Origin of the sequence: Sorangium sp. So ce1153 (genome assembly GCF_051521595.1) — a bacterium.
Classification (GTDB): domain Bacteria; phylum Myxococcota_A; class Polyangia; order Polyangiales; family Polyangiaceae; genus Sorangium.
Genome location: NZ_CP150361.1, coordinates 14,197,237 through 14,218,496, shown reverse-complemented (window position 1 = coordinate 14,218,496; position 21,260 = coordinate 14,197,237). Strand labels below are relative to the sequence as shown.

The 21,260-nt window shown below is 72.4% G+C and carries 22 protein-coding genes; 13 read left to right on the top strand and 9 right to left on the bottom strand.

Going from position 1 to position 21,260, the window contains the following annotated elements:
* Positions 1–43: 43 nt before the first annotated feature.
* The 5 genes from WME85_RS51820 (at position 44) to WME85_RS51800 (ending at position 3,600) form a co-directional block, all read left to right on the top strand.
* Positions 44–394: an ArsR/SmtB family transcription factor gene (locus WME85_RS51820; protein ID WP_437833057.1), complete on the top strand. Its 351-nt coding sequence runs from the start codon at positions 44–46 to the stop codon at positions 392–394.
* The gene (locus WME85_RS51815) at positions 391–876 is read left to right on the top strand and encodes an SRPBCC family protein (protein ID WP_437833055.1); all 486 of its coding nucleotides are present in this window, start codon (positions 391–393) and stop codon (positions 874–876) included. Before WME85_RS51820 ends, WME85_RS51815 begins: the two co-directional genes overlap by 4 nt.
* Positions 877–958: 82 nt before the next feature.
* Positions 959–1,621 carry a glutathione S-transferase family protein gene (locus tag WME85_RS51810; protein WP_437833053.1) on the top strand — a complete coding sequence of 221 codons (663 nt, stop codon included), beginning with the start codon at positions 959–961 and terminating at the stop codon, positions 1,619–1,621.
* 117 nt (positions 1,622–1,738) lie between these two features.
* Positions 1,739–2,614 (top strand): VOC family protein, encoded by an 876-nt coding sequence (locus WME85_RS51805; protein ID WP_437833052.1) that lies wholly within the window; start codon positions 1,739–1,741, stop codon positions 2,612–2,614.
* 146 nt (positions 2,615–2,760) lie between these two features.
* Positions 2,761–3,600 carry a DMT family transporter gene (locus WME85_RS51800; RefSeq protein ID WP_437842608.1) on the top strand — a complete coding sequence of 280 codons (840 nt, stop codon included), beginning with the start codon at positions 2,761–2,763 and terminating at the stop codon, positions 3,598–3,600.
* A gap of 115 nt (positions 3,601–3,715) precedes the next feature.
* Here the strand turns inward: WME85_RS51800 and WME85_RS51795 are convergent, their stop codons facing one another.
* Together WME85_RS51795 and WME85_RS51790 are read right to left on the bottom strand one after the other, a co-directional pair.
* On the bottom strand, positions 3,716–4,474 hold the full coding sequence (locus tag WME85_RS51795; RefSeq protein WP_437833051.1) for a hypothetical protein: 759 nt from the start codon (positions 4,472–4,474) through the stop codon (positions 3,716–3,718).
* 263 nt (positions 4,475–4,737) lie between these two features.
* Positions 4,738–5,988: a cytochrome P450 gene (locus WME85_RS51790; protein WP_437833050.1), complete on the bottom strand. Its 1,251-nt coding sequence runs from the start codon at positions 5,986–5,988 to the stop codon at positions 4,738–4,740.
* A gap of 46 nt (positions 5,989–6,034) precedes the next feature.
* Between WME85_RS51790 and WME85_RS51785 the strand changes: the two genes are divergently transcribed.
* From WME85_RS51785 to WME85_RS51775, 3 genes are all read left to right on the top strand, one after another.
* A complete protein-coding gene (locus WME85_RS51785) occupies positions 6,035–6,784 on the top strand; it encodes a helix-turn-helix domain-containing protein (protein ID WP_437833049.1) in 750 nt (249 codons plus the stop codon).
* Between the two features lie 54 nt (positions 6,785–6,838).
* Positions 6,839–8,011, top strand: coding sequence for an aminotransferase class V-fold PLP-dependent enzyme (locus WME85_RS51780; protein ID WP_437833048.1), 1,173 nt, complete (start codon positions 6,839–6,841; stop codon positions 8,009–8,011).
* Between the two features lie 75 nt (positions 8,012–8,086).
* Complete coding sequence (locus WME85_RS51775) at positions 8,087–8,707, top strand: hypothetical protein (RefSeq protein ID WP_437833046.1); 621 nt, start codon at positions 8,087–8,089, stop codon at positions 8,705–8,707.
* A gap of 82 nt (positions 8,708–8,789) precedes the next feature.
* Here the strand turns inward: WME85_RS51775 and WME85_RS51770 are convergent, their stop codons facing one another.
* Positions 8,790–10,046, bottom strand: a complete 1,257-nt coding sequence (locus WME85_RS51770) for a phosphatase domain-containing protein (protein ID WP_437833045.1) — start codon at positions 10,044–10,046, stop codon at positions 8,790–8,792.
* A gap of 112 nt (positions 10,047–10,158) precedes the next feature.
* Complete coding sequence (locus WME85_RS51765; protein ID WP_437833044.1) at positions 10,159–11,247, bottom strand: hypothetical protein; 1,089 nt, start codon at positions 11,245–11,247, stop codon at positions 10,159–10,161.
* A 460-nt stretch (positions 11,248–11,707) separates the two neighbouring features.
* Between WME85_RS51765 and WME85_RS51760 the strand changes: the two genes are divergently transcribed.
* Positions 11,708–12,403: an HAD family hydrolase gene (locus WME85_RS51760; protein WP_437833042.1), complete on the top strand. Its 696-nt coding sequence runs from the start codon at positions 11,708–11,710 to the stop codon at positions 12,401–12,403.
* Positions 12,404–12,417: 14 nt separating this feature from the next.
* Here WME85_RS51760 and WME85_RS51755 read toward each other — a convergent pair whose 3' ends face one another.
* Entirely contained in the window at positions 12,418–13,146 is a 729-nt protein-coding gene (locus WME85_RS51755) for an RNA polymerase sigma factor (RefSeq protein WP_437833041.1), read from the bottom strand.
* A gap of 150 nt (positions 13,147–13,296) precedes the next feature.
* On the opposite strand from WME85_RS51755, the gene hisZ reads away from it, so the two are divergent.
* Both hisZ and WME85_RS51745 read left to right on the top strand, forming a co-directional pair.
* On the top strand, positions 13,297–14,718 hold the full coding sequence (gene hisZ / locus WME85_RS51750; protein ID WP_437833039.1) for an ATP phosphoribosyltransferase regulatory subunit: 1,422 nt from the start codon (positions 13,297–13,299) through the stop codon (positions 14,716–14,718).
* Positions 14,719–14,829: 111 nt separating this feature from the next.
* The gene (locus WME85_RS51745) at positions 14,830–16,113 is read left to right on the top strand and encodes an adenylosuccinate synthase (RefSeq protein ID WP_437833038.1); all 1,284 of its coding nucleotides are present in this window, start codon (positions 14,830–14,832) and stop codon (positions 16,111–16,113) included.
* Between the two features lie 151 nt (positions 16,114–16,264).
* Here the strand turns inward: WME85_RS51745 and WME85_RS51740 are convergent, their stop codons facing one another.
* The 3 genes from WME85_RS51740 to WME85_RS51730 form a co-directional block, all read right to left on the bottom strand.
* On the bottom strand, positions 16,265–16,669 hold the full coding sequence (locus WME85_RS51740) for a hypothetical protein (RefSeq protein WP_437833036.1): 405 nt from the start codon (positions 16,667–16,669) through the stop codon (positions 16,265–16,267).
* Positions 16,670–16,773: 104 nt separating this feature from the next.
* Positions 16,774–17,394 (bottom strand): hypothetical protein, encoded by a 621-nt coding sequence (locus WME85_RS51735; protein ID WP_437833035.1) that lies wholly within the window; start codon positions 17,392–17,394, stop codon positions 16,774–16,776.
* A 381-nt stretch (positions 17,395–17,775) separates the two neighbouring features.
* Positions 17,776–18,327, bottom strand: a complete 552-nt coding sequence (locus WME85_RS51730; protein WP_437833034.1) for a hypothetical protein — start codon at positions 18,325–18,327, stop codon at positions 17,776–17,778.
* Positions 18,328–18,819: 492 nt separating this feature from the next.
* On the opposite strand from WME85_RS51730, the gene WME85_RS51725 reads away from it, so the two are divergent.
* Together WME85_RS51725 and WME85_RS51720 are read left to right on the top strand one after the other, a co-directional pair.
* Positions 18,820–19,818, top strand: a complete 999-nt coding sequence (locus WME85_RS51725) for an SDR family oxidoreductase (RefSeq protein ID WP_437833033.1) — start codon at positions 18,820–18,822, stop codon at positions 19,816–19,818.
* A gap of 223 nt (positions 19,819–20,041) precedes the next feature.
* The gene (locus WME85_RS51720) at positions 20,042–20,779 is read left to right on the top strand and encodes a type 1 glutamine amidotransferase domain-containing protein (protein WP_437833032.1); all 738 of its coding nucleotides are present in this window, start codon (positions 20,042–20,044) and stop codon (positions 20,777–20,779) included.
* A gap of 92 nt (positions 20,780–20,871) precedes the next feature.
* On the opposite strand, the gene WME85_RS51715 is transcribed toward WME85_RS51720, so the two are convergent.
* Positions 20,872–21,168 carry a hypothetical protein gene (locus WME85_RS51715; RefSeq protein WP_437833031.1) on the bottom strand — a complete coding sequence of 99 codons (297 nt, stop codon included), beginning with the start codon at positions 21,166–21,168 and terminating at the stop codon, positions 20,872–20,874.
* Between the last annotated feature and the right edge of the window lie 92 nt (positions 21,169–21,260).

Here is a 21,260-nt window from a genome sequence, read left to right as displayed (position 1 = left end):
ATATTTACTTGCGTGAATATACACGTCGGTACATAGTCCTCTCATGCCCAGCTCGGAAGTGTTCGAGGTGCTGGCCGACCCGACGCGGCGTCTCCTCGTGGAGGCGCTGCTCGACGGCGAGCGCGCGGTCGGTGAGCTCGTCGAGCTCGTCTCGATCCAGCAGTCCGGCGTCTCGCGCCATCTGCGGATCCTCGGTGAGGCCGGGTTCGTCGCGGTGCGGGCGGAAGGCACGAAGCGCCTCTATTCGCTGCGGCCGGAGCCTTTCCGACAGCTCGACGACTGGGTGGGGCGCTATCGATCGCTCTGGGAGAAGCGCCTGGATCGCTTCGGCGAGGCGCTCGAAGCCAAACGAGCGGCGCGGAAGAGCGGGACTCAGAAAGGACGGAGTGAATGAACGCGACAGCTCAGAAAGCCAGCATCCTCGTCGAACGCACCTACCCGGCCTCGGTCTCCGAGCTCTGGGAGCTCTGGGCGACCAAGGACGGATTCGAATCCTGGTGGGGTCCGGAGGGATTCCGGGTCGAGGTCCACGCGCTCGAGCCGAAGGAAAACGGGCTCCTCCATTACTCGATGATCGCCGACTCCCCGCAGATGATCGAGGCCATGAAGCGCGGCGGGCAGCCGACGTCCCACGAGGTGCGCGCCCGCTTCAGCGCCTTCTCGCCGCAGAAGGCCCTCACCATCACGAGCGTCATCGACTTTCTCCCGGGCGTCGAGGCCTACGAGAGCAACATCGAGGTCCTCTTCACCCCGCTGGCGAACGGCGCGCACATGGCCGTGACGCTTCACGCGATGCACGATGCGCAGTTCACCGAGATGCAGAAGGCCGGCTTCACCAGCCAGCTCGGGAAGCTCGACAGGCGCTACGCGAAGTAGCCGGTGGGGCTCGGCTTCGTCGAAATGCCCGGCGCCGGCACGTCATCGGCGCATGGAGCCATCTGGCAGGAGAGGACTATCCATGAAACTGTACTTCAGCCGAAACCTCAATCCACGGGTCGCCGTCGCCGTGGCGCGCCACCTCGATGCACCCGTCGAGTTCGTCCACGCGGCTCCTCTCGACCCGTCACAGCAGGAGAAGTTTCGAGCGCTGAACCCGAACCTGCGCGTGCCCATCCTGGTCGAGGGAGACCAGTCGCTCTGGGAGACAGACGCGATCGCGTGCCGCCTTTCTCAGCTCACGGGCTCGGACTTCTGGCGCACGGGCGCCGCACAACCGGAGATGATCCGCTGGTTGAGCTGGGGCACGCACAACTTCGTCGCCGCGTGCGACAAGGTCCACTTCGAGCGCGTGACGAAGCAGCGCTACGGGCTCGGCCCCATCCGCGACGACGTCGTGGCGGAGGGGCTTTCGGCGTTCGCCGGAGCGGCGACGCTGCTCGAGCAGGTCCTGAGCGGCAGGGACTGGCTCGTCGGGAGCGACGTTTCGTATGCGGACTTCCGCGTGGCGTCGGTGCTTCCGTTCGCGGATCTGGCCGGGCTGCCGCTGGCGGACTACCCGCACGTCGCGGCCTGGCACGCGCGCCTGTGGCAGCTCGATGCCTGGCGCGATCCGTTCGCGGGGCTCGAAGCGCCGGAGCTCCCGGAGGTTCCGCGCTTCGGTGCCGCCGGATCGACGCGTTAGCCGCGCGAGGTGCGCGGTCGTTCCGAGCGCCGGGCCCGGGGTCCTGTCGTCGCCGCTCGGGCCCGCGGCTTCCAATTTGTCCAATACGGGGGCGCGCGCGGACAGCAAGGTCCGCTCATGAAGATCATCCTCATCCTGGTCATGCTCGCTCTCGGGGGCTGCATGTCCGACGACACGACATCGACCTCGGCCGAGGCAGCCCCTGCTGCCACCTCGGCGGTCGCCCGTTACCAGGTCACCGACGTCGATCGCGCCGTTCGCTTCTACACCGAACAGCTCGGCTTCGCGCTCGACCTGCAGTCCGGCGCGGAGTTCGCGGCGGTCTCGCGCGGTGACTTGCGCTTGCTCCTGAGCGGCCCCGGCAGCTCCGGCGCGCGCCCGATGCCCGACGGCCGCGCTCAGGTCGCCGGCGGCTGGAACCGCGTCGTCCTCTACGTCGACGACTTCACCGCGCTCATCGATCGACTCCGTGCGGCCGGGACCGTCTTCCGGAACGACATCGAAAACGGCACCGGTGGCGCGCAGATCCAGATCGAGGATCCGGACGGCAACCCGGTCGAGCTTCACGAGGCCGCGGAGGGCTCGACCTCGGCCGCGGCGGGCCCCGCTGTCACCTCGGCGGTCGCCCGCTACCAGGTCACCGACGTCGATCGCGCCGTTCGCTTCTACACCGAGCGGCTCGGCTTCGCGCTCGACCTGCAGGCCGGCGCGGAGTTCGCGGTGGTCTCACGCGGTGACCTGTACTTGCTCCTGAGCGGCCCCGGCAGCTCCGGCGCGCGCCCGATGCCCGACGGCCGCGCTCAGGTCGCCGGCGGCTGGAACCGCGTCGTCCTCTACGTCGACGACTTCACCGCGCTCATCGATCGACTCCGTGCGGCCGGGACCGTCTTCCGGAACGACATCGAAAACGGCACCGGTGGCGCGCAGATCCAGATCGAGGATCCGGACGGCAACCCGGTCGAGCTTCACGAGGCGCCGAGCCTGGTGCCCTGAACACCGTTCGGACCTATGCTCGGGCGAACGGCTTGATGCCTCCGTGCGCCCGAGCCGCCCGCCTGCGACGCCTCTCCGCCCATGAAACGCCTGCCCTCGAGCGACCTGGAGCCCAGCCGGTAGTGGTTCGCGCTCGCTTGCTGATCGTGACCGCCGCGCTGCTCTGGTCGACCGGAGGGGCGGCCATCAAGCTGAGCTCGCTGAGCGCATGGCAGATCGTCTGCGGCCGATCGCTGGTGGCCGCGCTCGTGCTGGGCCTCGTGATGCCGAGCGCCCGCCGCCTCCCCGACAGGCGCGCGCTCGCCACCGCGGCGGCGCTGGCGGCGACTCTGGTGCTGTTCGTCCAGGCCACCAAGCTGACCACGGCGGCCAACGCCATCTTCCTGCAGTCCACCTCTCCCCTCTGCGTCCTGCTGCTCAGCCCCTGGCTGCTGAAGGAGCACCCGTCTCGCGGCGAGAAGCTCGCGGTTCCCGTCTTCCTCCTGGGCCTCGGGCTCTTCTTCCTGGACCAGCTCTCGGCGGGTCAGCTCCTGGGCAACCTCCTGGCGCTCGCGTCCGGGCTCGCTTCCGCGCTGACGATCCTGGGGCTCCGGGCGACCCGGGACGAGAGCCCCGTGGTGCTCGTCTGGGGCAACCTGCTCGCGGGCGTCGGAACGCTGCCGCTCGCGCTCGGCGGCGCGATCTGGCCAGGCGCGCTGGACATCGGCCTCCTGGTGTTCCTGGGCGCAGTGCAGCTCGGCCTGCCCTACGCCATCTTCGCTCGCGGCCTGCGTCACACGCCGGCGGTCGAGGCGTCCCTCCTCGGGCTGGTGGAGCCGGTGCTCAACCCGATGTGGGCGCTCCTCTTCGTCGGCGAGCGCCCTGGCGCCTGGGCCATGGTGGGCGGCGCCCTCCTCCTCGTCGCGACCGCATGGCGGACGCTGCAAGCGGCGCGCTACAGCGGCCCCCGCCTCGATCGCCCGCCGCTAGAGCGACAGACGGATTGAAAACGCCTGCAAAGCGCAGAACATCGAACCTCCAGGACGCCAAGGAGAGAATCCTGCCCTGGCGTCCTTGGTGTCTTGGCGGTTCATTTCTCGCCTGATCAACGCGATCGGTCCGCTACGAGCGCCTCGCCTCCGGCCCCGCGGCGCGCGCCGCCGCGCGCATCACCCCCCCGAGGCTCAGCGGCACGAGCGCGAGCAGCCCGTGCCCCTCGGCGGGGCCGGCGTGCGCCGACACGAAGCACCGGACCGCGGGGTTCTCGTAGAGGTGCAGGAAGTCGCAGCTCGCCGAGGGCTCGCCGCCCCGCCGCGCGGCCTCGAAGACGAAGGGGCTCCCGTGCTCGCTCGCCGCGAGCTCGGGCGAGGAGGCGAGCCCGGACACGAGCTCGCCCGCGCCCGCCAGCGCGCTCTCGGCCGGGCTCGTATGGGCGATGTCGACGAAGCGCGAGAGCAGCGCGTAGCTCGACGGGTGCGCCAGCGAGCACAGGCCATAGACGCGTCGGCCCGGGCGGCCGAGCATGTACCGGAGGAGGCGCTCCAGGACGAGCCGGAGGACGGCATCGCTCGGGTGCTCGCCGAGCGCTCCGGACTCACCGCGGAAGATCGCGATCTTCGCGCCGGAGAGCTCGAGCTCGGCGATCTGCATCGCGAAGTAGCCGACGATCTCGCCGCCAGCGCTCCGCTCCAGCGCGAGGGCGCCGTGCCCCGCCGCGGCGTGGAGGACGTGGCCGGCGAAGCTCCTGTCCTCCCGCGACCCCTCGAAGATCTGGCGGCGGAGGCCCCGGAGCTCGTCGTCGAGGAGCTGCTTCTCCTCCGGCTTCATCTCGCGCGGAACACGGACCTCCACGGAGGTCTGCTCGTTCATGGAGTCCGCCATGCCTGCCGCTCCTGTCGGCGATCTCGGCTGCCGGACGGCCTTTCTCCGGGCGTCTTCAGCGTCGTCGATCAGCGTCGTCAGCCTCATCGGCAGGCAGGGTCAGCAACGGCGGTGCCAGCGAGCGCGCACGCAGCTGACCGCGGCCCAGGCCAATGTCGCCCCGGGGTGATGCCGGCAGGCATCAGACCGCCAGGCATCAGGAGAGCCAGGCGGTCCGCGATCCATGGAGATCGTCGATTTCCTCCGGACGCTCCCTGGACGCTCTACGCCCTCGCCGCACTGCCGTCCGTCGCCGCCGGATGCGGGTGCGGCTGCCCCGACGGGCCCGGCGAGCCGCCGTGTCGCTTCCCCGGCGCGAACCGGATCGGCAGGCGGCTCGGGCCGAGCACGTGGATCGCCCGGCGCGGCTCCCACGGCGCGTCGCTCGCCAGCGCGAGGCCCTCGAGCCGCCCGAGGAGATCCGGCAGGGCGACCCTCGCCTCGAGGCGCGAGAGCGGCGCCCCGAGGCAGAAGTGGATGCCGTGCCCGAACGCGACGTGCGGGTTGGGATCGCGCGCGATGTCGAAGCGGCCAGGGTCGCGGAATTGCTGGGGATCCCGGTTGGCCGAGCCGATCATGGCCAGCACCGCCTTGCCCGCCGGGATCACCTGGCCGCGCATCGGGACGTCGCGCCTCGTCACGCGGAACATCGCCTGGACCGGCGAGCGGTGGCGCAGGACCTCCTCGATCGCCGAGGGCAGGAGGTGGGGCTCGGCCCGGAGGCGCGCGAGCTCGGTCGGGCTCTCGAGGAAGCAAAGGATCGCGTTGCCGAGCAGGTTCGTCGTGGTCTCGTGGCCGGCCACGAGGAGGAGCTGGAAGAAGCCGAGGATCTCGTCCTCGTTCAGCCGCTCGCCGTCGACCTCCGCTCCGACGAGCCGGGTCAGCAGATCGTCCTCCGGCGCCGCCCGCCGCTGCTCGATGAGGCCCCTCACGTAGGCCTGCATCTCGGCCGTCACCGCGGCGAACGTGGCGAGCGCCCTGGTCGCCTCCTCGCTGCCCGAGACCGTGTAGCTGAGGTCCAGGATCGCGTCGCTCCAGCGCCTGAACCGCGGCTGGTCGGCGGTCGGGGCGCCGAGCATCTCGGCGATCACGAGGAGGGGCAGCGGGAGGGCGTAGTCCTCGACGAGGTCCATCTCGCCTCGCTCGATCGTCCGGTCGATGAGCTCGCGCGACAGCTGGCGGACGCGCGGCTCGAGCTCCGCGACCGCGCGCGGGGTGAAGGCCCGGGTGACGAGGGCGCGCAGCTTCGTGTGGCGCGGCGGGTCCGAGAAGATGAGCCACTCGGAGGTCCTGTTGCCAGGCGGCGACACGACGGAGCTGAACGCCTCATGATCGTGGAGCGCCCGCTTCACGCCCTCGTGGTCGAAGATCATCCACGAATCGGAGGGCGGATAGTGGAGCACGGGAGAGCCGCTCCGGAGCTGGTCGTACACGGGGTAAGGGTTGCGGCGCATCTCGTCCGAGAACAGGTTCATCGCTCACGACCTCCATCGCTCACGGCGCTAGAATGGGGCGCGCAACGTGGGTCGCTTGAACGAATCCCGGATCGGCGCCGTCATCGCCGAGGCGTTCGCGGTGCGCGCCTCGACGGCGATGGTGTCGACCCTCCACGCCGAGCACGGGGCGGCGGTCCTCGTCGGGCTGGACAGCGAGGTGACCGTGACCGTGCCGGGCGGCGCGGCGGTGCGCGGGCGCATGGTCGTGGTGCCCCCCGACGCGTGGCACGCCGCCTCCTGCCCGGGGCCCACCCTCGGGCTGCTGTACGACCCCGAGGTGGTGCCGCACGTCGCCGGCTACGCGCGCCTGCGCGGCGGGGCCTGCCCGGTCGGCGGCGGCCTCCTCTCGCGCTTCGACGGGGCGGTGGCGGCGCACCGCGCGTCGCTGTCGCGCCCCGACGTCCTCGACGGCCTCGCGCGCGAGCTCGCGGGCTGGCTCGCGAAGGAGTCGCCGCGCCGCTCCCCGGACGGGCGCGTCGCCCGCGTCGTCGAGGCGCTGCGCGATCCGGCGGCGGACCGGCGCCTCGCTGTCGCGCGGGCGGGGCTCTCCGAGGCGCACCTCCAGGCGCTCTTCGTGCGGGACGTGGGGGTGCCGATCCGCACGTTCCAGCTCTGGCGCCGGCTCCTCGTGGCGCTGGTGGCGTTCTCGCGCGTCGACGCGACGCGCGCCGCCCACGGCGCGGGGTTCGCCGATCTCGCGCACTTCTCGCGGACCTGCCGCCGCATGCTCGGCTACTCCCCGACAGAGCTGCGCGACGGGCTGCTGCTGACGTAGAGTGCGCCAGCGCCGCGGCCGGCAGCGGCCTGGCCTCGCGAGGGAGAGGGCTAGATGACGATGGATATCGCCGCGCTGCGCCGCGACACCCCGGCCTGCGCCAGCTTCGTTCACTTCAACAACGCGGGCGCGTCGCTGCCCCCGGCCGTCGTGGTCGACACGGTGGTCGAGCACCTGCGCCGCGAGGCGGCCGTCGGCGGCTACGAGGCCCAGGCGGAGGCGGCCGCGCGGCTGGAGGCGGTCTACGGCTCGGTCGCGCGGCTCATCGGCGCGGAGCCGGGCGAGATCGCGCTGATCGAGAACGCCACGCGCGCCTGGGACATGGCGTTTTACTCCCTCCGCTTCGGCCCGGGCGATCGCATCCTGACCGCGCAGGCCGAGTACGCCTCGAACTACATCGCGTTCTTGCAGGTGGCGCGGCGCACCGGGGCCGAGATCGTCCCTGTCCCGAGCGACGAGAGCGGCGCTGTCTCGCTGTCCGAGCTCGATCGCCTGCTCGACGAGCGGGTCAAGCTGATCGCGATCACGCACGTCCCGACGAACGGCGGCCTGATCAACCCGGCGGAGGCGATCGGCCGCCGCGCCAGGGCGGCGGGCGTGCCGTTCCTGCTCGATGCGTGCCAGTCCGTGGGGCAGATGCCTGTCGACGTCGAGGCGATCGGCTGCGACATGCTCTCGGCGACGGGGCGCAAGTACCTGCGCGGGCCGCGCGGCACTGGCTTCCTCTATGTCCGGCGCGCGCTGCTCGAGCGGCTGGAGCCGCCGTTCCTCGACCTTCACGCGGCCCGCTGGACCGCGCCGGACCGGTACGAGGTGCGGCCCGACGCCCGCCGCTTCGAGAGCTGGGAGGGCTATATCGCCGGCCGGCTCGGTCTCGGCGCGGCCATCGACTACGCGCTCCGGCTGGGCCTCCCCGCGATCCGCGATCGCGTCGTCGCGCTGGCCGAGCGCCTCCGCGCGCGGCTGGCCGAGCTCCCCGGCGTCACCGTGCGCGACGTCGGCGCCGAGCGCTGCGGCATCGTCACCTTCACCCGGGCAGGCGAGGACGCCGCGGCCGTCAAGGCGCGGCTCGGCGCGCAGGCGATCCACGTGAGCGTCTCGACCGCTGCCGGCACCCTGCTCGACTTCGAGGCGCGCGGGATTCCCGATCTGGTGCGCGCGTCGGTGCACTGTTACAACGACGAGCCGGAGATCGACCGCTTCGTCGCCGCGCTCGCCGCGGCCTGAGGAGCGAGGACCGGCGCTGCGTCTGCTTCCTGCTCTCCGTTCTCGGCGAGCGTGGACCGGGCTAGCCTCGGGGCGATGCGAACATACCTGGATGGGATCGATAAAGCACTTTCCGTGGTCGCGATCGGCTTGCTCGCCGCGTGCGGCTCTGTCGACGTGGAAGACGAGACTGGCGGCTCGGGCGGCGCTGGTGGCGCGGGCGGTGCTAGCGAGGCTCCGACCGGCGAGCAGGCTTGCCTGGACTTCTGCCATCAGCTCGAGGTGAACGACTGCGGGTTTCCGCACGAAGACTGCGCCGCCTTCTGCAGCGAGCGGTTCGAGATCGCGGGCGAGCCGTGCAAAGACGCGCTGGGGGCGCTCTATGCGTGCGCCCTGCCGTTCGCGCCCTCGTGCCAGGACGGAGCGCCCTCCGCGTGCGACGAGGAGGCAGATGCGGCGCACGCATGCACAGAGCTCCACGGGTGCGGCGGGGATCTGTGCGAGAGCGGAGGGGGCGCGGAAGGTGAGACTTGCGGGTGCGAGTCGACGTGCCAGGGCAAGCGGTACGAGACGCAATGCGATACGCCCGCCGGCGGCGATACGACCTGCGTGTGCATCGTGGACGGCGTCGAGGTCGGGACGTGTGAAGGAGAGAGCGCCACCGCGTGCGGCGTGAAAGAGAGCTGTTGCCAGACGGAGTATTTCAATATCCCCTGATCAGCCCGACGAAGGCGACGAGCTTATCGAACTGAGCTTGCCGCCTTCAGGCGCTCTCCTTCCGAGATCACCGGGCGCTGCCTCACAGGGCTGTCTCGACCCGCAGGGGTGCCGGCAGGACCTCGTTCAGCCGCGCGAGATCGCGCAGCACCTCGAGGCGGCGCGGCTCGCGGCCCTCGTGCGACGGGAACGGGACCGCGGCGAACGCCGCGAGCGCCGCCTGGGCCACGCGCGCGGCGCCCTCCGGGCCGAGGAGGCCGAGCTCGAGCGCCTCGAGCGCCGCGCCGATGTACGTGTCGAACAGGCGCACCCCGCCGACCGCGAGATCGAGCCGCGCGAGCTCGGGCGTCGCGGCGACGTCGTGGATGAAGACCGCCTTCACCGCCTCCGGCGCGAGCTCGAGCATGCGCTGGCCAAAGTGGATGTCGCCCTGGCCGCTGTCCCCGACGAAGACGAAGTCGTACTCGGGATAGAGCCGCCGGTACTCGACGAAGTTCTCGAGCTTCTTCTCCGCGATCGCGCGGTTGCCGATGAGGCGCGTGAACGAGCCCGCGAGGACCGTCGCGGCGAGCTGGCCGCGCGCGGCGAGCGCCTCGAGGGTCGCGTCCTCGACGAGGCCGAGGCGATCGCCGGGGCGGGCGGTGACGAAGGTCAGGTCGCCGGGCCGCCCGGGCGCCGCGCCCGCCCCGCGGTCGAGCTCCGCATAGAACTGCAGGACGCCGGGGTAGACGGTCTTCTTCGGATACCGGGCGTCCTTCCAGTTCGCATAAAAGGTATCGTCGATGTCCGAGAGGATCTTCACCTCGCGCGTCGACACGGAGGCCGAGACCGCGACCGCCTCGCGAGCGATGTGCGCGAGGAGCTCCTCGCGCAGGGCGTCATCATCGATATCGTGATAGAAGAGCTGGTGAAGGTCGTGGTAGCCGCCCCGGCCGTCGAGCGCGTTCTTGAGCCGGGTGACGTCCGCGCCGCGCGTGCCGATCCAGATGCGCCGCAGCGCCTGCTCGTCGAGGCGGCCGGTGCGGCCGCGCTGCAGCGCCGAGGCGAGCGCCGCCCGCGCCGGGATCCCGAGGTCGCCGAGGCGCTCTGCCGTCAGCAGCTCGAGCAGCGCGGTGCGGTTGTCCGGGCCCACGAGGCGGTCGTCCACGTCGCCGAGCAGCGCGGGGAGATCGAGCTCGAGCAGCAGCTGGTCGAGCTCCGCGGCGGTCGCTCCCGCGAGGATCTCCAGGATCCGCCGCTCGTCCTGCCGGTCGGTGTGGGAGCGCAAGCGCTGCCGGATCTCGTCGAGCTTCGGCAGCACCGACGGGATGGGCGCGTCGGAGGGGGCGTCGATCGTCATGGCGTCCCGGCAACGATAACGGATCTGACGGCGCCCTGGCCGGCAACGGTTCTGACGGCGCCCTGGCCGGCCGTCCCCCGCGCGGCAGTGGCGAGGGCGGCGCCGCGGGACCTCACCCGGCGCTCCACGCCCTGCCGCCGAGCACCTCGACCAGGGCCGCCAGGACGCCGTCGAGTTGCGGCGCCGCGCCGCCGAGCGCGCGCAGGAAGCTCACCAGATCGGGCGCGAGCTCGTGCACTGGAGAGGAATAGTCGCCGGCGGTCATGTAGATCTCCGCGGTTCCGACGCGAACGGCGAGATACAGAGCCACGGAGTGCTCGCGCTCGACGCCGCGGTCGCACTCCGTATGCACGATGTGCCCCGGCAGCTGGGCGAGCGTGAGGAGCTGCATCTCGCCCCTCTTGTTCGACGAGCTCGATTTGCGGAGGACGGTCCCCCGCCCGAGCGGCGACAGGACGACGGTCGCCGCCGGCGGGAGCGCCGCGGGCCACGGCACCCGGGAGGGCGCAGCGCCCGAGTCGAGGAGGGCCAGCCCGTCGATGGAGGCATAGAGCGCCTCGATCTGCGGGTGAAAGGCCCCGTGACGCGCCTCGACCTCGGCCACCTCGCGTCGGCGGTCCGGAGAAGGGGCCTTCACCGCGACGGACCAGCCGGCGCGCGGCGCGGAGGAGGCGAAGCTGCCGCGCACCAGGGCGCTGCGGAGCGTATTGTCGAGCCGGTCGTGCCGGTCGTGCCGGTCGTGCTGGTCGTGCTGGTCGTCCAGGCGCGCCGCGCCGCGCCCCCCCGCTCCGGGCGCGACGCGGCGCGGGTCGAGGCAAGCGTCGATGAGCTGCGCGAGCGCCTCGTCGACGGCCGGGTCGGCGCGGAGGGGGTCGCGGTCGAGGAACGGCGCGTAGCGCAGATCGGCGGCGATGCGGGCGACCTCCTGGCGACCGCGCGCGCCGTGGCGCCGCTCGAAGTGCGCGCGCCACGCGTGCGCCGCCTCGGTGAGCGCCGGGAGCGCCGCGCGCACGAGCGTGTCGACGTGCTCGCCGGAGAGGACCATCCCGAACACCATCCCGCCGCCGCGCTCGACCGCGATCAGGCCCTGCAGCACCGCGATGAAGCTCGCCTGCGCCTCGGTGAACGAGAGCGCGTCGTCCGGCTGGTGACGCGCGAGGGCCCCGGCGAACCACGCGAGCAGGCGTTCCGCACCGTCCATCGTGCCTGGCATCCTACGCCGCGGCGGCGAGCAGGCCCAGACCAGCGCGCCAGGAGAGGCGAACAGGATGCCTGTACCCGCGCGCTGACTGCCATTCAGGACAGGCGAGCGGCGCTCTCGCTCGCGGATGACGGGCCGAGAGGATGGGCTCCCGCGAGCGAGGGAGACCATCGGCCAGCAGGTGCCAGGGGGCGAGCAGCAGGTGTCAGAGACCGAGCTGACTGACGCACAGCGGCAGGAAACGGCGACGCTGCACGCCGCGGGGCTCGCCGCCTTGATCGCCCGGATCCAGGCGCAGAAGGGCTGGTAGGCGCGAGCGCCGCACGGCGCGAGCGCCTCGCGAGCTCTGCCGTACCGGACGGCTCAGGACACTCCCCCCGGCATTTCACTCCTGCAAACCACGCGCCCCGTGCTCGCCGCACCTTCCGTTACCGAGGGCACCGGCGTAGGCTACCGGGTGATGGTTTCTCCCACGGCGGTCGTGTTCGATCTCGACGGTACACTGATCGACAGCCGAGGCGATATCGTGGCGGCAGTGAATCACGCGCTGAAGGCGACGGGGCGCGCCCCGCTGCCCGGGCAGGTGATCGTCCGGTACGTGGGCGACGGCGCGCGCGCGCTGTGTGCGCGCGCGGCCAAGCTCCCCGAGTCGTCCGAGGACGTCGAGGAGCTCCTCCGTCACTTCCTCGCATACTACGAGCGGCACCCGCTCGACTTCACCCGGTGGATGCCCGGCGCACAGGAGATGATCGAGAGGCTCTCCGACCTCGGCGATCTGTCGCTCTGCGTCTGCACGAACAAGCCGCGCTCGACCACCAACGCGGTGCTCGCCGCGCTCGGGGTCGGCGCGCGCTTCCACGCCGTGGTGGCCGGCGGCGACACCGCCGAGAAGAAGCCTGACCCGGAGCCGCTGCTCCACCTCGCAGGGCTCCTCGGCGCCCAGCCGCACCGGATGGTGATGGTCGGCGACGGCCCCCAGGACATCGAGTGCGCGCGCCGCGCGGGCGCGCGGTCGATCGCCGTCCTGGGCGGATTCGGCTCGCAGCAGGAGCTGCTCAGCGCGCGGCCCGATGTGCTCCTCCGCACGATGAGCGAGCTCTGGGACGTCCTCCGCCGCTGGCGCGACGCGACCGCCAGGCTCGTCGCCGTGCGCTAGCCGCGCGCCGTCCCTCAGGCCGCGACGCCCTCCGCGATCTCCCGCCCGAACGCGGTCGCGTTGAGGATCGCGCGCAGGCGCACGCGCGCGCGGTGGAGCCGTGAGCGCACCGCGCTCTCGCTCACCGCGAGCTTCTGCGCGATCTCCTGCAGGCCGAGGTCCTCGTGGTAGTGCGCCAGCACCACGTCGCGGTAGTCCTCCGGCAGCTCGCACAGCGCCTCGCGGACGTACGCCTCCCGCTCCGCCGCCGACGCCGCGTCGTCCTCGCCGATCGTGCTGCGCATCGTCGGGAGCAGGCCGAGCTCCTCGAAGTCGAGCCCCTCGACGATGCGGGCGCGCTGCCGGCGCTGCGACCTCATCAGCATGAGCGCCTCGTTGGCCGTCACCCGGAAGAGCCACGTCGTGAAGCTCGAGTCGCCCCGGAACGAGCGGATCGTCCGGACCACCTGCAGCAGCGTCGACTGGACCAGGTCGAGCCGGTCCTCGTCCGACACCGGGTAGCGCGCGAGCTGCCGCTCCACGTGCGGGCGGATGAGCCGCGTGAGCTCGTCCAGCGACTCCCTGTCGCCCTCCTTCGCCCTGCAGATCACCTCGGCCAGCGGGCCCGCGCTCGCGGCGCCACGGCGAGCTGACGCCGGGCGCGACCCGACCGCGCCGGAGGGGGTGAGACCGCACGGCGCCAGAGGCGTCTCGGGCCTCGTGCTGGCGCTCGGAACATCGGTCGGAACGGCGGTCAGAGCCATGAACCATCTCTCCGTCGAGGGCGCCGCGTGCGCTTCCGGCCCACGGGCCCGGTGGTGCGCTCCGATCAGCAAACGCCTTGCCACGGCAAGCTCAACGGACGTGCGCGCCGCGTGCGCACCGCGTGCTCAGCCGGTATAAGCGGGGCCACCATGTCCAGCGACGCTCCGCGATGGGAAGCCCCCCGAGGGGGAGACCGCCACGTTCCGACGCCCGAGGTGGATCGCCCAGCGCCGTCCGTCTCCGCGCCGCCGCGCGCGCTGGCGCACCCGCTGCCCGCGGGCATGCGCGACCTCCTCCCCGAGGAGGCGCGGCGCCGCCGCACGCTCGCCAGGCGCGTCCTCGACCACTTCGTCCTGTACGGCTACCAGCCGGTCGCGCTGCCCGCGTTCGAGTTCGCCGAAGTGCTCGAGCGCGGGCTCGGCACCCTCGACGCCGCGGACGTGCTGCGCTTCATCGAGCCCCAGTCGGGCGAGGTCGCCGCGCTCCGCCCCGACATGACCCCGCAGATCGCGCGGCTCGTGGCCACGCGGCTCGCCGACGCGCCCCGCCCGATCCGCCTCTGTTACGAGGGCACCGTCTTCCGCCTGCGCCAGGGCCGGGCGCGGCGCCACCGGCAGATCCCGCAGGCCGGCGTGGAGCTCTACGGCGTCGGCACGCTCGGCGGCGACCTGGAGATCCTCCGCCTCGCCGCCTCGTCGGTGCGGGAGGCCGGCCTCGATCGGTTCGTCGTGGACCTCGGCCACGCGATGATCGCGCGCGCGCTGCTCGACGCGGTCCCGGCCGGGCTCGCGGCCGAGCTGTCGGAGGTGCTCGAGCTGAAGGACGCCTCCCGCCTCGCCGCCGTGCTGGCGAGCCCGAGGGCCGCCGACGTCCCGCGCCGCATCGTCGCGGCCATCGCCGCGCTGCCGGACCTCGCGGGCGGCGGCGAGGCCGACCCGGACGGCGCCGTGGTCTTCGGCCGGGCCGCGCAGCTGCTCTCCGGCACGCCCGCCGAGGCGCCGCTCGCCGAGCTCCGCGCCCTCTGGGACGCGGCGCGGGCGAGCCCGGAGCTCGGCCCGGCGCTCCGGGTCGACCTCGGCGAGCTCCGTGGCCTCGCCTACTACACGGGCGCAATTTTCCACGTGCTCGCCGATGGCCCCGGGGAGGCGATCGCGGCGGGTGGGCGCTACGACATGCTGCTCTCGCGCTTCGGCCTGCCGATGCCGGCCGTCGGCTTCGGCCTGAACCTCGACGCGCTGGCCTGGGCGCGCGACGCGGCGCGCGCCGCGGACGAGCCGGCGCCGCGGGTGCTCCTCGCGGTGCGGCCGGAGCGGTCCGAGCCGCTCGCCGCGGCGCTGCGGGGGCTCGGCGTCCCGGTCGTGGCGCACCCGCCGGACCAGGATCCCGAGGGGTATGCGCAGGCGTGGCGGTTCTCCCACCTGGTGCGCGAGCGGGACGGGTCGATCGTCCTCGAGGCGCTGCCCGGCGGCGGGGAGCCGGGGGTGAGCGTCCTCCCGGCGGCCCTCGACGTCGCCGCGGTCGCCCAGGCGATCGTGCTGGAGACGAGGGGGACGCCGCCGGGCGGCAAGTAGACGCTCGCTCGGCACGCGAGCCTGGGGTAAAGGCGAACGTGAACCCGGACGGAGCCGCTCGGAGTGACGAGCGGGCAAGGACGGGCCACGTGATTCGGGAGGAGCTTCGGAATGACCGCGATCGTGATCGTCGGCGCGCAGTGGGGCGACGAGGGCAAGGGAAAAGTCGTCGACCTTTACACGGAGAGCGCCGACCTCGTGGTGCGCTACGCCGGCGGACCCAACGCCGGACACACGCTGGTGGTGGGCGGCGAGAAGCTCATCGTACGGCTCATCCCGAGCGGCATCCTCCGCTCGAACGCCCGCTGCGTGATGGCGCAGGGCATGGTGGTCGATCCCGGCGTGCTCGTCGGCGAGATCGACGCTGTCGAGGCGCGGGGCTGCTCGACGCAGGGGCGGCTGTTCGTCTCGGATCGCGCCCACCTCATCCTGCCGTTCCACCCGCTGGTCGACTCGCTGCGCGAGTCGGCGGCGGCGGACGGGGTGCGGCTCGGGACGACGAAGCGTGGCATCGGCCCCTGCTACGAGGACAAGGCGTCGCGGCGCGGGGCGCGGCTCGGCGACCTGCGCGACCTGAAGCGGCTCGGGCAGCTCGTCGCGCGCTCGATCGAGGCGTGGACGCCGACGCTGCGCGCGCTCGGCGGCGAGCCGCCGTCGCTCGACGCGATCCTCGAGGAGCTCGCGCCGCTGGCGAAGCGGATCACGCCGCTGCTCGCCGACACGTCGCAGCTCATCGACGGGGCGCTCCGCCGGGGTGAGCGCGTGCTGCTGGAGGGGGCGCAGGGGACGCTGCTCGACATCGATCACGGCACGTTCCCGTTCGTCACGTCGTCGTCGGCGATCGCCGGGGGCGCGTGCGTGGGGGCCGGGGTCGGCCCGACGCGCATCCGCCGGGTGCTCGGCCTCGCGAAGGCGTACTGCACGCGCGTGGGCGAGGGCCCGTTCCCGACGGAGCTCGGCGGCCCGCTGGGCGAGCGGCTGCGGTCGGTGGGCGGGGAGTACGGCTCGGTGACCGGCCGTCCGCGGCGGACCGGCTGGCTCGACCTGCCGGCGCTGCGCTACGCGGCGCGGGTGAACGGCCTCGACGGCATCGCGCTCACGAAGCTCGACGTGCTGACGGGCATGCCGGAGCTCAAGGTGTGCGTCGCCTACGAGACGCCTTCCGGGCGGACGCGGGAGTTCCCGATCGACGATCTCGCGACGGCGCAGCCGGTGCTCGAGCCGGTGGGCGCGTGGAGCGAGTCGATCGACGCCGCCCGCTCGATGACCGAGCTGCCGGCGGCGGCGCGGCAGTACGTGGAGCTGGTCGAGAAGGAGACCGGCGTGCCGGTCGACGTGGTGTCGGTCGGCGCGGACCGCGAGGCGACCATCGTCCGGCGCAACGCGTTCGCCTGAGGGACGGGGCTAGGGTGAGGGGCGCGCGGGCCGGAGACGGTCGGCGCCCGGCGCCTGAGAGGTAGCTGACGGCGCGTCCGTGGCGCGCCCCGTCCTCGCAGCCCCGGAGCCGAGCGAGCGCCGCTCGGCTCCGGGGCTGATTGGTTCCTGATCAGCGCGTGAGCGCGACGTCTGCTGTCCGGTGGACCAGCTCGGCCAGAGGTGCCTCTGCGGCCAGCTCGTGACGCCCATCGACGTCGGCGAGGAAGCTGCGCAGCAAGCTGGCGAGCTCGGCTTCGTCTGGCCGGCCTTCAAGGGGCACCAGCCTCACGACTTCAATCCGCCTGGCCAGCAATCCGAACCTGCAGGGACGGCTCTCGAAGCCGACCTGGATTCCGAGCTTCCGCCCCTCGCTGTCGAACGCCACGAGGTACTCGCCGTTCCGGACGTCAATGGGCTCCAGGTACGCCGCCGCCGCCGCCGCCGTCTCGAAGACGAGCACCTCCGATCGACTCGCCACGATGAACGGCGGCGTGTAACCGAACATGTCAGCAACGCGACCACCAGCTCTTGTCATCCGCCTTCGTCTCCCATGGCCGGCGACGGCCGATTCCTTGCCCACGCCCCGGTTGGCCCGTACCGCCCGGCAGATCGCCAGGAGCGGCGCGACAGGGGAGGTCCTCAGGAGGGCGCCCAGCGACCGCGCTTCATTCGAAACTGCCAGCGACCACGCGGGCTGAGCAGGCGCAAGAGGACCCGCCCGGCGACCGGCACCGCGCGCTGAGGCTCCAGGCCCGTCAGCGCAGCTATCGCTTCATGTAGAGCGTCATCCAAGCACTCCATTTCCAGGTACGCCAATGCCAGGTCGGCGCGCACCTCGGCATCAACCTCATCCGCCTCTTCGCCAACACTCCTGGACGCGCTGGGCAACACACGGCACCAGCGCTCCGGGTCATTGGACACTTCGCGCGCCAGCGCCATGACGCAACTCGCACATGCGACCAGCTCGTTGTGGCTCATTCCTGGTGGTTCCCCGCAAGAGCCACAGCCTGCTTGACGTGCCCACTCCGCCTCCTGGCTCGCGAGCTCTCTCTGGCGCACGACCTTCTCTAGCACCTCTCGATAGCGAGGCTCGTCGCTCGCAACCAGATGGCACACAGCGAGGCACTCGAAGCAGATCTGCTCACACGGCCCGAAGAAGAAGCCGTCCGCCGGACCCGTCATCCCACAGAACACACAGATCGCTGGGTTCATTTCACGGTTGTCCCGGCCAGCGACGCACGCCGCACGGAAGGCTTTCATCGCCGGTTCGCAAGCCTCATGATTACCATTGTGAGGGGCGCACCGCCACGGCGTGACGGCGCTGGCGGCGAACCGGCGCCCGGCGTGGCTCGTGAAGGGCCGGCACGGGCGCCCTCGGACTCACGTCTCGTGGGCTCCCGCCGGTCCGAGCCGGGCACGATCGAGCCAGACGAGCAGCACCTTCGAGCCACCGGGGCGGCAGGATGTGGAGCTTGGAGCTGGTCGAAAAGGAGACGGGCCGGCCGACGTGATGTCGGTCGGCGCTGGTCGCGACGCCACGCTCGTACGGCGCGACGCCGTCGCGTGGCAGCGCACTACACCATGTCGGTCCGCGACGGGCGCGGCGGATCGTGGGCTAACGGGAGCGCCGGCGCACCGGCGTCATCCGCCGCCTGGCGTGCGGGAGCCGCCCTGGGTGCCGCTGCCTCCCTGGGTGCCGCTGCCGCCATGGGTGCCGCTGCCGCCCTGGGTGCCGCTACCGCCATGGGTGCCGCCACCCTGGGTGCCGCTGCCGCCGCCCTGCGTGCCGGTTCCGCCCGGCGTGCCGGTCCCGCCGCTCGGTGGCGCGAAAGAGCCGCCACCCTGGGTGCCCCCCGGCGTGCCGCCCGTCGTGCCCCCCGGCGTGCCGCTCGTGCCGCCACCCGGTGTCCCGCCCGGCGTGCCGCCCGTGCCGCCACCCGGCGTGCCGCCCGGCGTGCCGCCCGTGCCGCTGCCCCAGTCGGTCGTGCCGCCCTGGGTGCCTCCCGGCGTGCCCATGCCTCCACCAGGCATCGTGCCCGTGCCGGGGCTGCCGCTCTCGGGTGATCCCGTCCCTTCGGTGCCGCCGGGCGTCTCCCCGCCTGTGTGCCCGGCCCCGGGCGAGGTCGTTTGTTCGCCGCCCCGGCTGCCCCCGCAGGCCATCAGCGGCAGCGCGGCCACGACTACCAGAACCATGCTTCGCATCGTGTGTCTCCCAGGTCGTCTGCTTTCGCGGCTCGTGCCGAGCCGCCGGCGATGCGGACGCGTCCGTGCGCACGAGGGCCGCCCCAGGGCCCGGCGCAGCGTCCCACGCTCGACAAGCTGGAGCCGGAACGAGCCCCCGGGACCGAGACGAGGCCGGAACGGCGCATCGGGCCACGCCCGATCGAACACCGCTGCGCTCTCCGGACGCGAACAGACCTCCTGAGGCAGCGCCCACGGGCGCCTCGGCGAGCGCTCGGCCGGAAACGGAGCACGGACAGCGGCGAGCGAGTCGACCCATCCAGTGATCAGCAAACCGCCCTCGCCGCGCCGGGCTCCAGCTTCGACGCGGCGCGCCCGGCGCTTGCATGGAGCCAGGACCACCTGTGACCGCGGAGCACGCCTCTCTGCGCCGCGCGTCCGCTCGCGGCGCGCGGCGCAGAGAGGCGCCAACGGCGCAGAGAGGCGCCAAGGAGGGGGTTAGGCATGCGTGAGAAGTTCCGGAATGCGGTGGTCGTGATCACGGGCGCTTCGAGCGGCATCGGCCGCGCGACAGCGCTGGAGTTCGCCAGGCGCGGGGCCGCGGTGACGCTGACGGCCAGGCGCGAGCAGCCGCTGCGCGAGCTCGCCGCCGAGTGCGAGCAGGCCGGGGGCAAGGCCCTCGTCGTGCCCGCGGACGTGACGAACGAGGCGGCGGTCCTGGAGGTCGCGCGGCGCACCACCGAGGCCTTCGGCCGCATCGACGTGTGGGTCAACAACGCGGCGGTGACGCTCTTCGGGCTCTTCGAGCAGACACCCTCCGAGCCGTTCCGGCGCGTCATCGAGACCAACCTGTTCGGCTACGTCCACGGCGCCCGCGCCGCGCTGGCCCAGTTCCGGCGGCAGGGCAACGGCGCGCTCATCAATGTCGCCTCGATGGTGTCCAGGCTCTCGGAGCCCTACGTCAGCGCCTACGTCGCCTCGAAGCACGCGATCCTCGGGCTCACGCAGAGCCTGAGGCAGGAGCTCGAGGTGCTCCGGGCCCGCCATATCCACATCTCCACCGTCATGCCCGCGACGATCGACACACCGCTCTTCCAGCACGCGGGCAACTACACGGGGCGCGTGCCCAGGGCCATGCCCCCTGTCTATCCACCGGAACGCGTGGCGCGCGCCATCGTCCGTCTGGCACGAACACCCCGGCGTGAAGTCTTCGTGGGCAGCGCGGCCCGGCAGCTCGCGTTGCTCTCTTTCCTGGCGCCGGGCCTCGCCGAGCGCCTGCTCGCGCGGAGCGTCGACAGGCTGCACCTGCAGCACGACCGGACGGCCTACGCGACGAACGGCAACCTGTTCGCGCCGCTGCCCGAAGGGACCGACGTGAGCGGCGGATGGAAGCCGCGCGGGAAGAGCCGCGCCCTGCGCGCCGCGGTCGTCGGACTGGCTGCCCTCGCGCCGGCCGTGCTGGGCCTGCTGTGGCTGCGACCGAGGCTCCTCGCGTCGAGGTGACAGCTCACGTCACATCCTGATGAAGCCGTTTCCTGAAGCCGTGGTCCGCCTGTCGCAAAAAGACACACTCGCAGCGTCGATCGCCGCGGCTGGGCTCGCGAACTCCACGAAATCTGCTCTGGCCTCGGTTGCGGAGCGGGGCGCGGGCTCTAGGGTGGGTCGGAGGGGAGAGCGGCGGCGTGACGATCTCGACGATACCAATCGACCAACCGTTGAGGGCAGCATGAAGGAAAGAAAGAGGCTTGCAGGTAAGCGAATCGCGGCGCTCGTGGCGGACGGCTTCGAGCAGATCGAGCTCACCGTGCCGATGAAGGCGCTCCGCGCCGCGGGCGCGAAGGTGGATGTCGTCTCGCTCCGCCACGGCAAGATCCGCGGGATGAACCTCCACGAGCCTGGCGGCAGGGTGCGCGTGGACCGGACGCTGGGCGAGGCAGATCCGGCCGAGTACGACGGCCTGCTCGTGCCGGGAGGGTTCATCAATCCGGATCTGCTCCGGCAGAGCGAGGAAGCGCGCCAGTTCGTGCGCGCGTTCGACGCCGCCCGCAAGCCGATCGCGACCATCTGCCACGGCCCGTGGGTGCTCGCGTCGGCGGAGCTCGTGAGCGGGAGGCAGCTCGCCTCCTGGCCCGGCATCCGCGACGACATCGTGCACGCGGGCGGCGTCTGGCGCGACGAGGAGGTGGTGCGGGACGGCAACTGGCTCTCGAGCCGCGGGCCGCAGGATCTGCCCGCGTTCGTGCGCGAGATGCTCGATCTGTTCACCGAGACGACGCCCATCCACGCGGCGGCGTCGCCGCTCGCCGCCCAGTCGTCTCCAGCGCGGACGTCGCCCCCGCTGGCGGCGCTCGGCGCGACGGCGTTCCTGCCGGCGCCGTCCACGGGGCGGCGGCTCCTGAGCGGCGCGACCACGCTCGCGGTGGGCGCGCTGGCGGTGGCGGCGCTGCGGCGGGCGCTCGCCTAGCTCCGCCCGCCAGCAATCCGGCCATGACGAGGGCCGGGATGACGCAGCGCCGCGATAGCTCCCGCCCCGCATGACCCTGGACGAGGCAGCGGCTAGACCCGCACAATCGTCACACTCTGCCGGGTAGGCTGCGTGCCAGTCCAGGACCCACGCCCACACGTCCCCGGCCAAGTCGCCTGCTCCCACCGCCCATCCCCCTTCGTCGATCGCGACCCGACCGGCTGGCGATCACGGAACGCACACGCGCCGGAGGCAGACCCGTCCCGGGCGCAGCCATACACCGCGTGGCTCGTATCGGCTTTGCCGTCGCTCGCCAGATCAGACCAGGGATACGGACGCTGCTCGTCGCCACCTGCCGCCGCGTCATGCCACTCCGCTTCCGCAGGCAACCGGCCTCCATCCCCTGAGCAGGATGCGAATGCCAGCGGGCGCGACCTTGTTGTTCAACGTCATGAACATGCATTCTCCTCTCGCGGACACA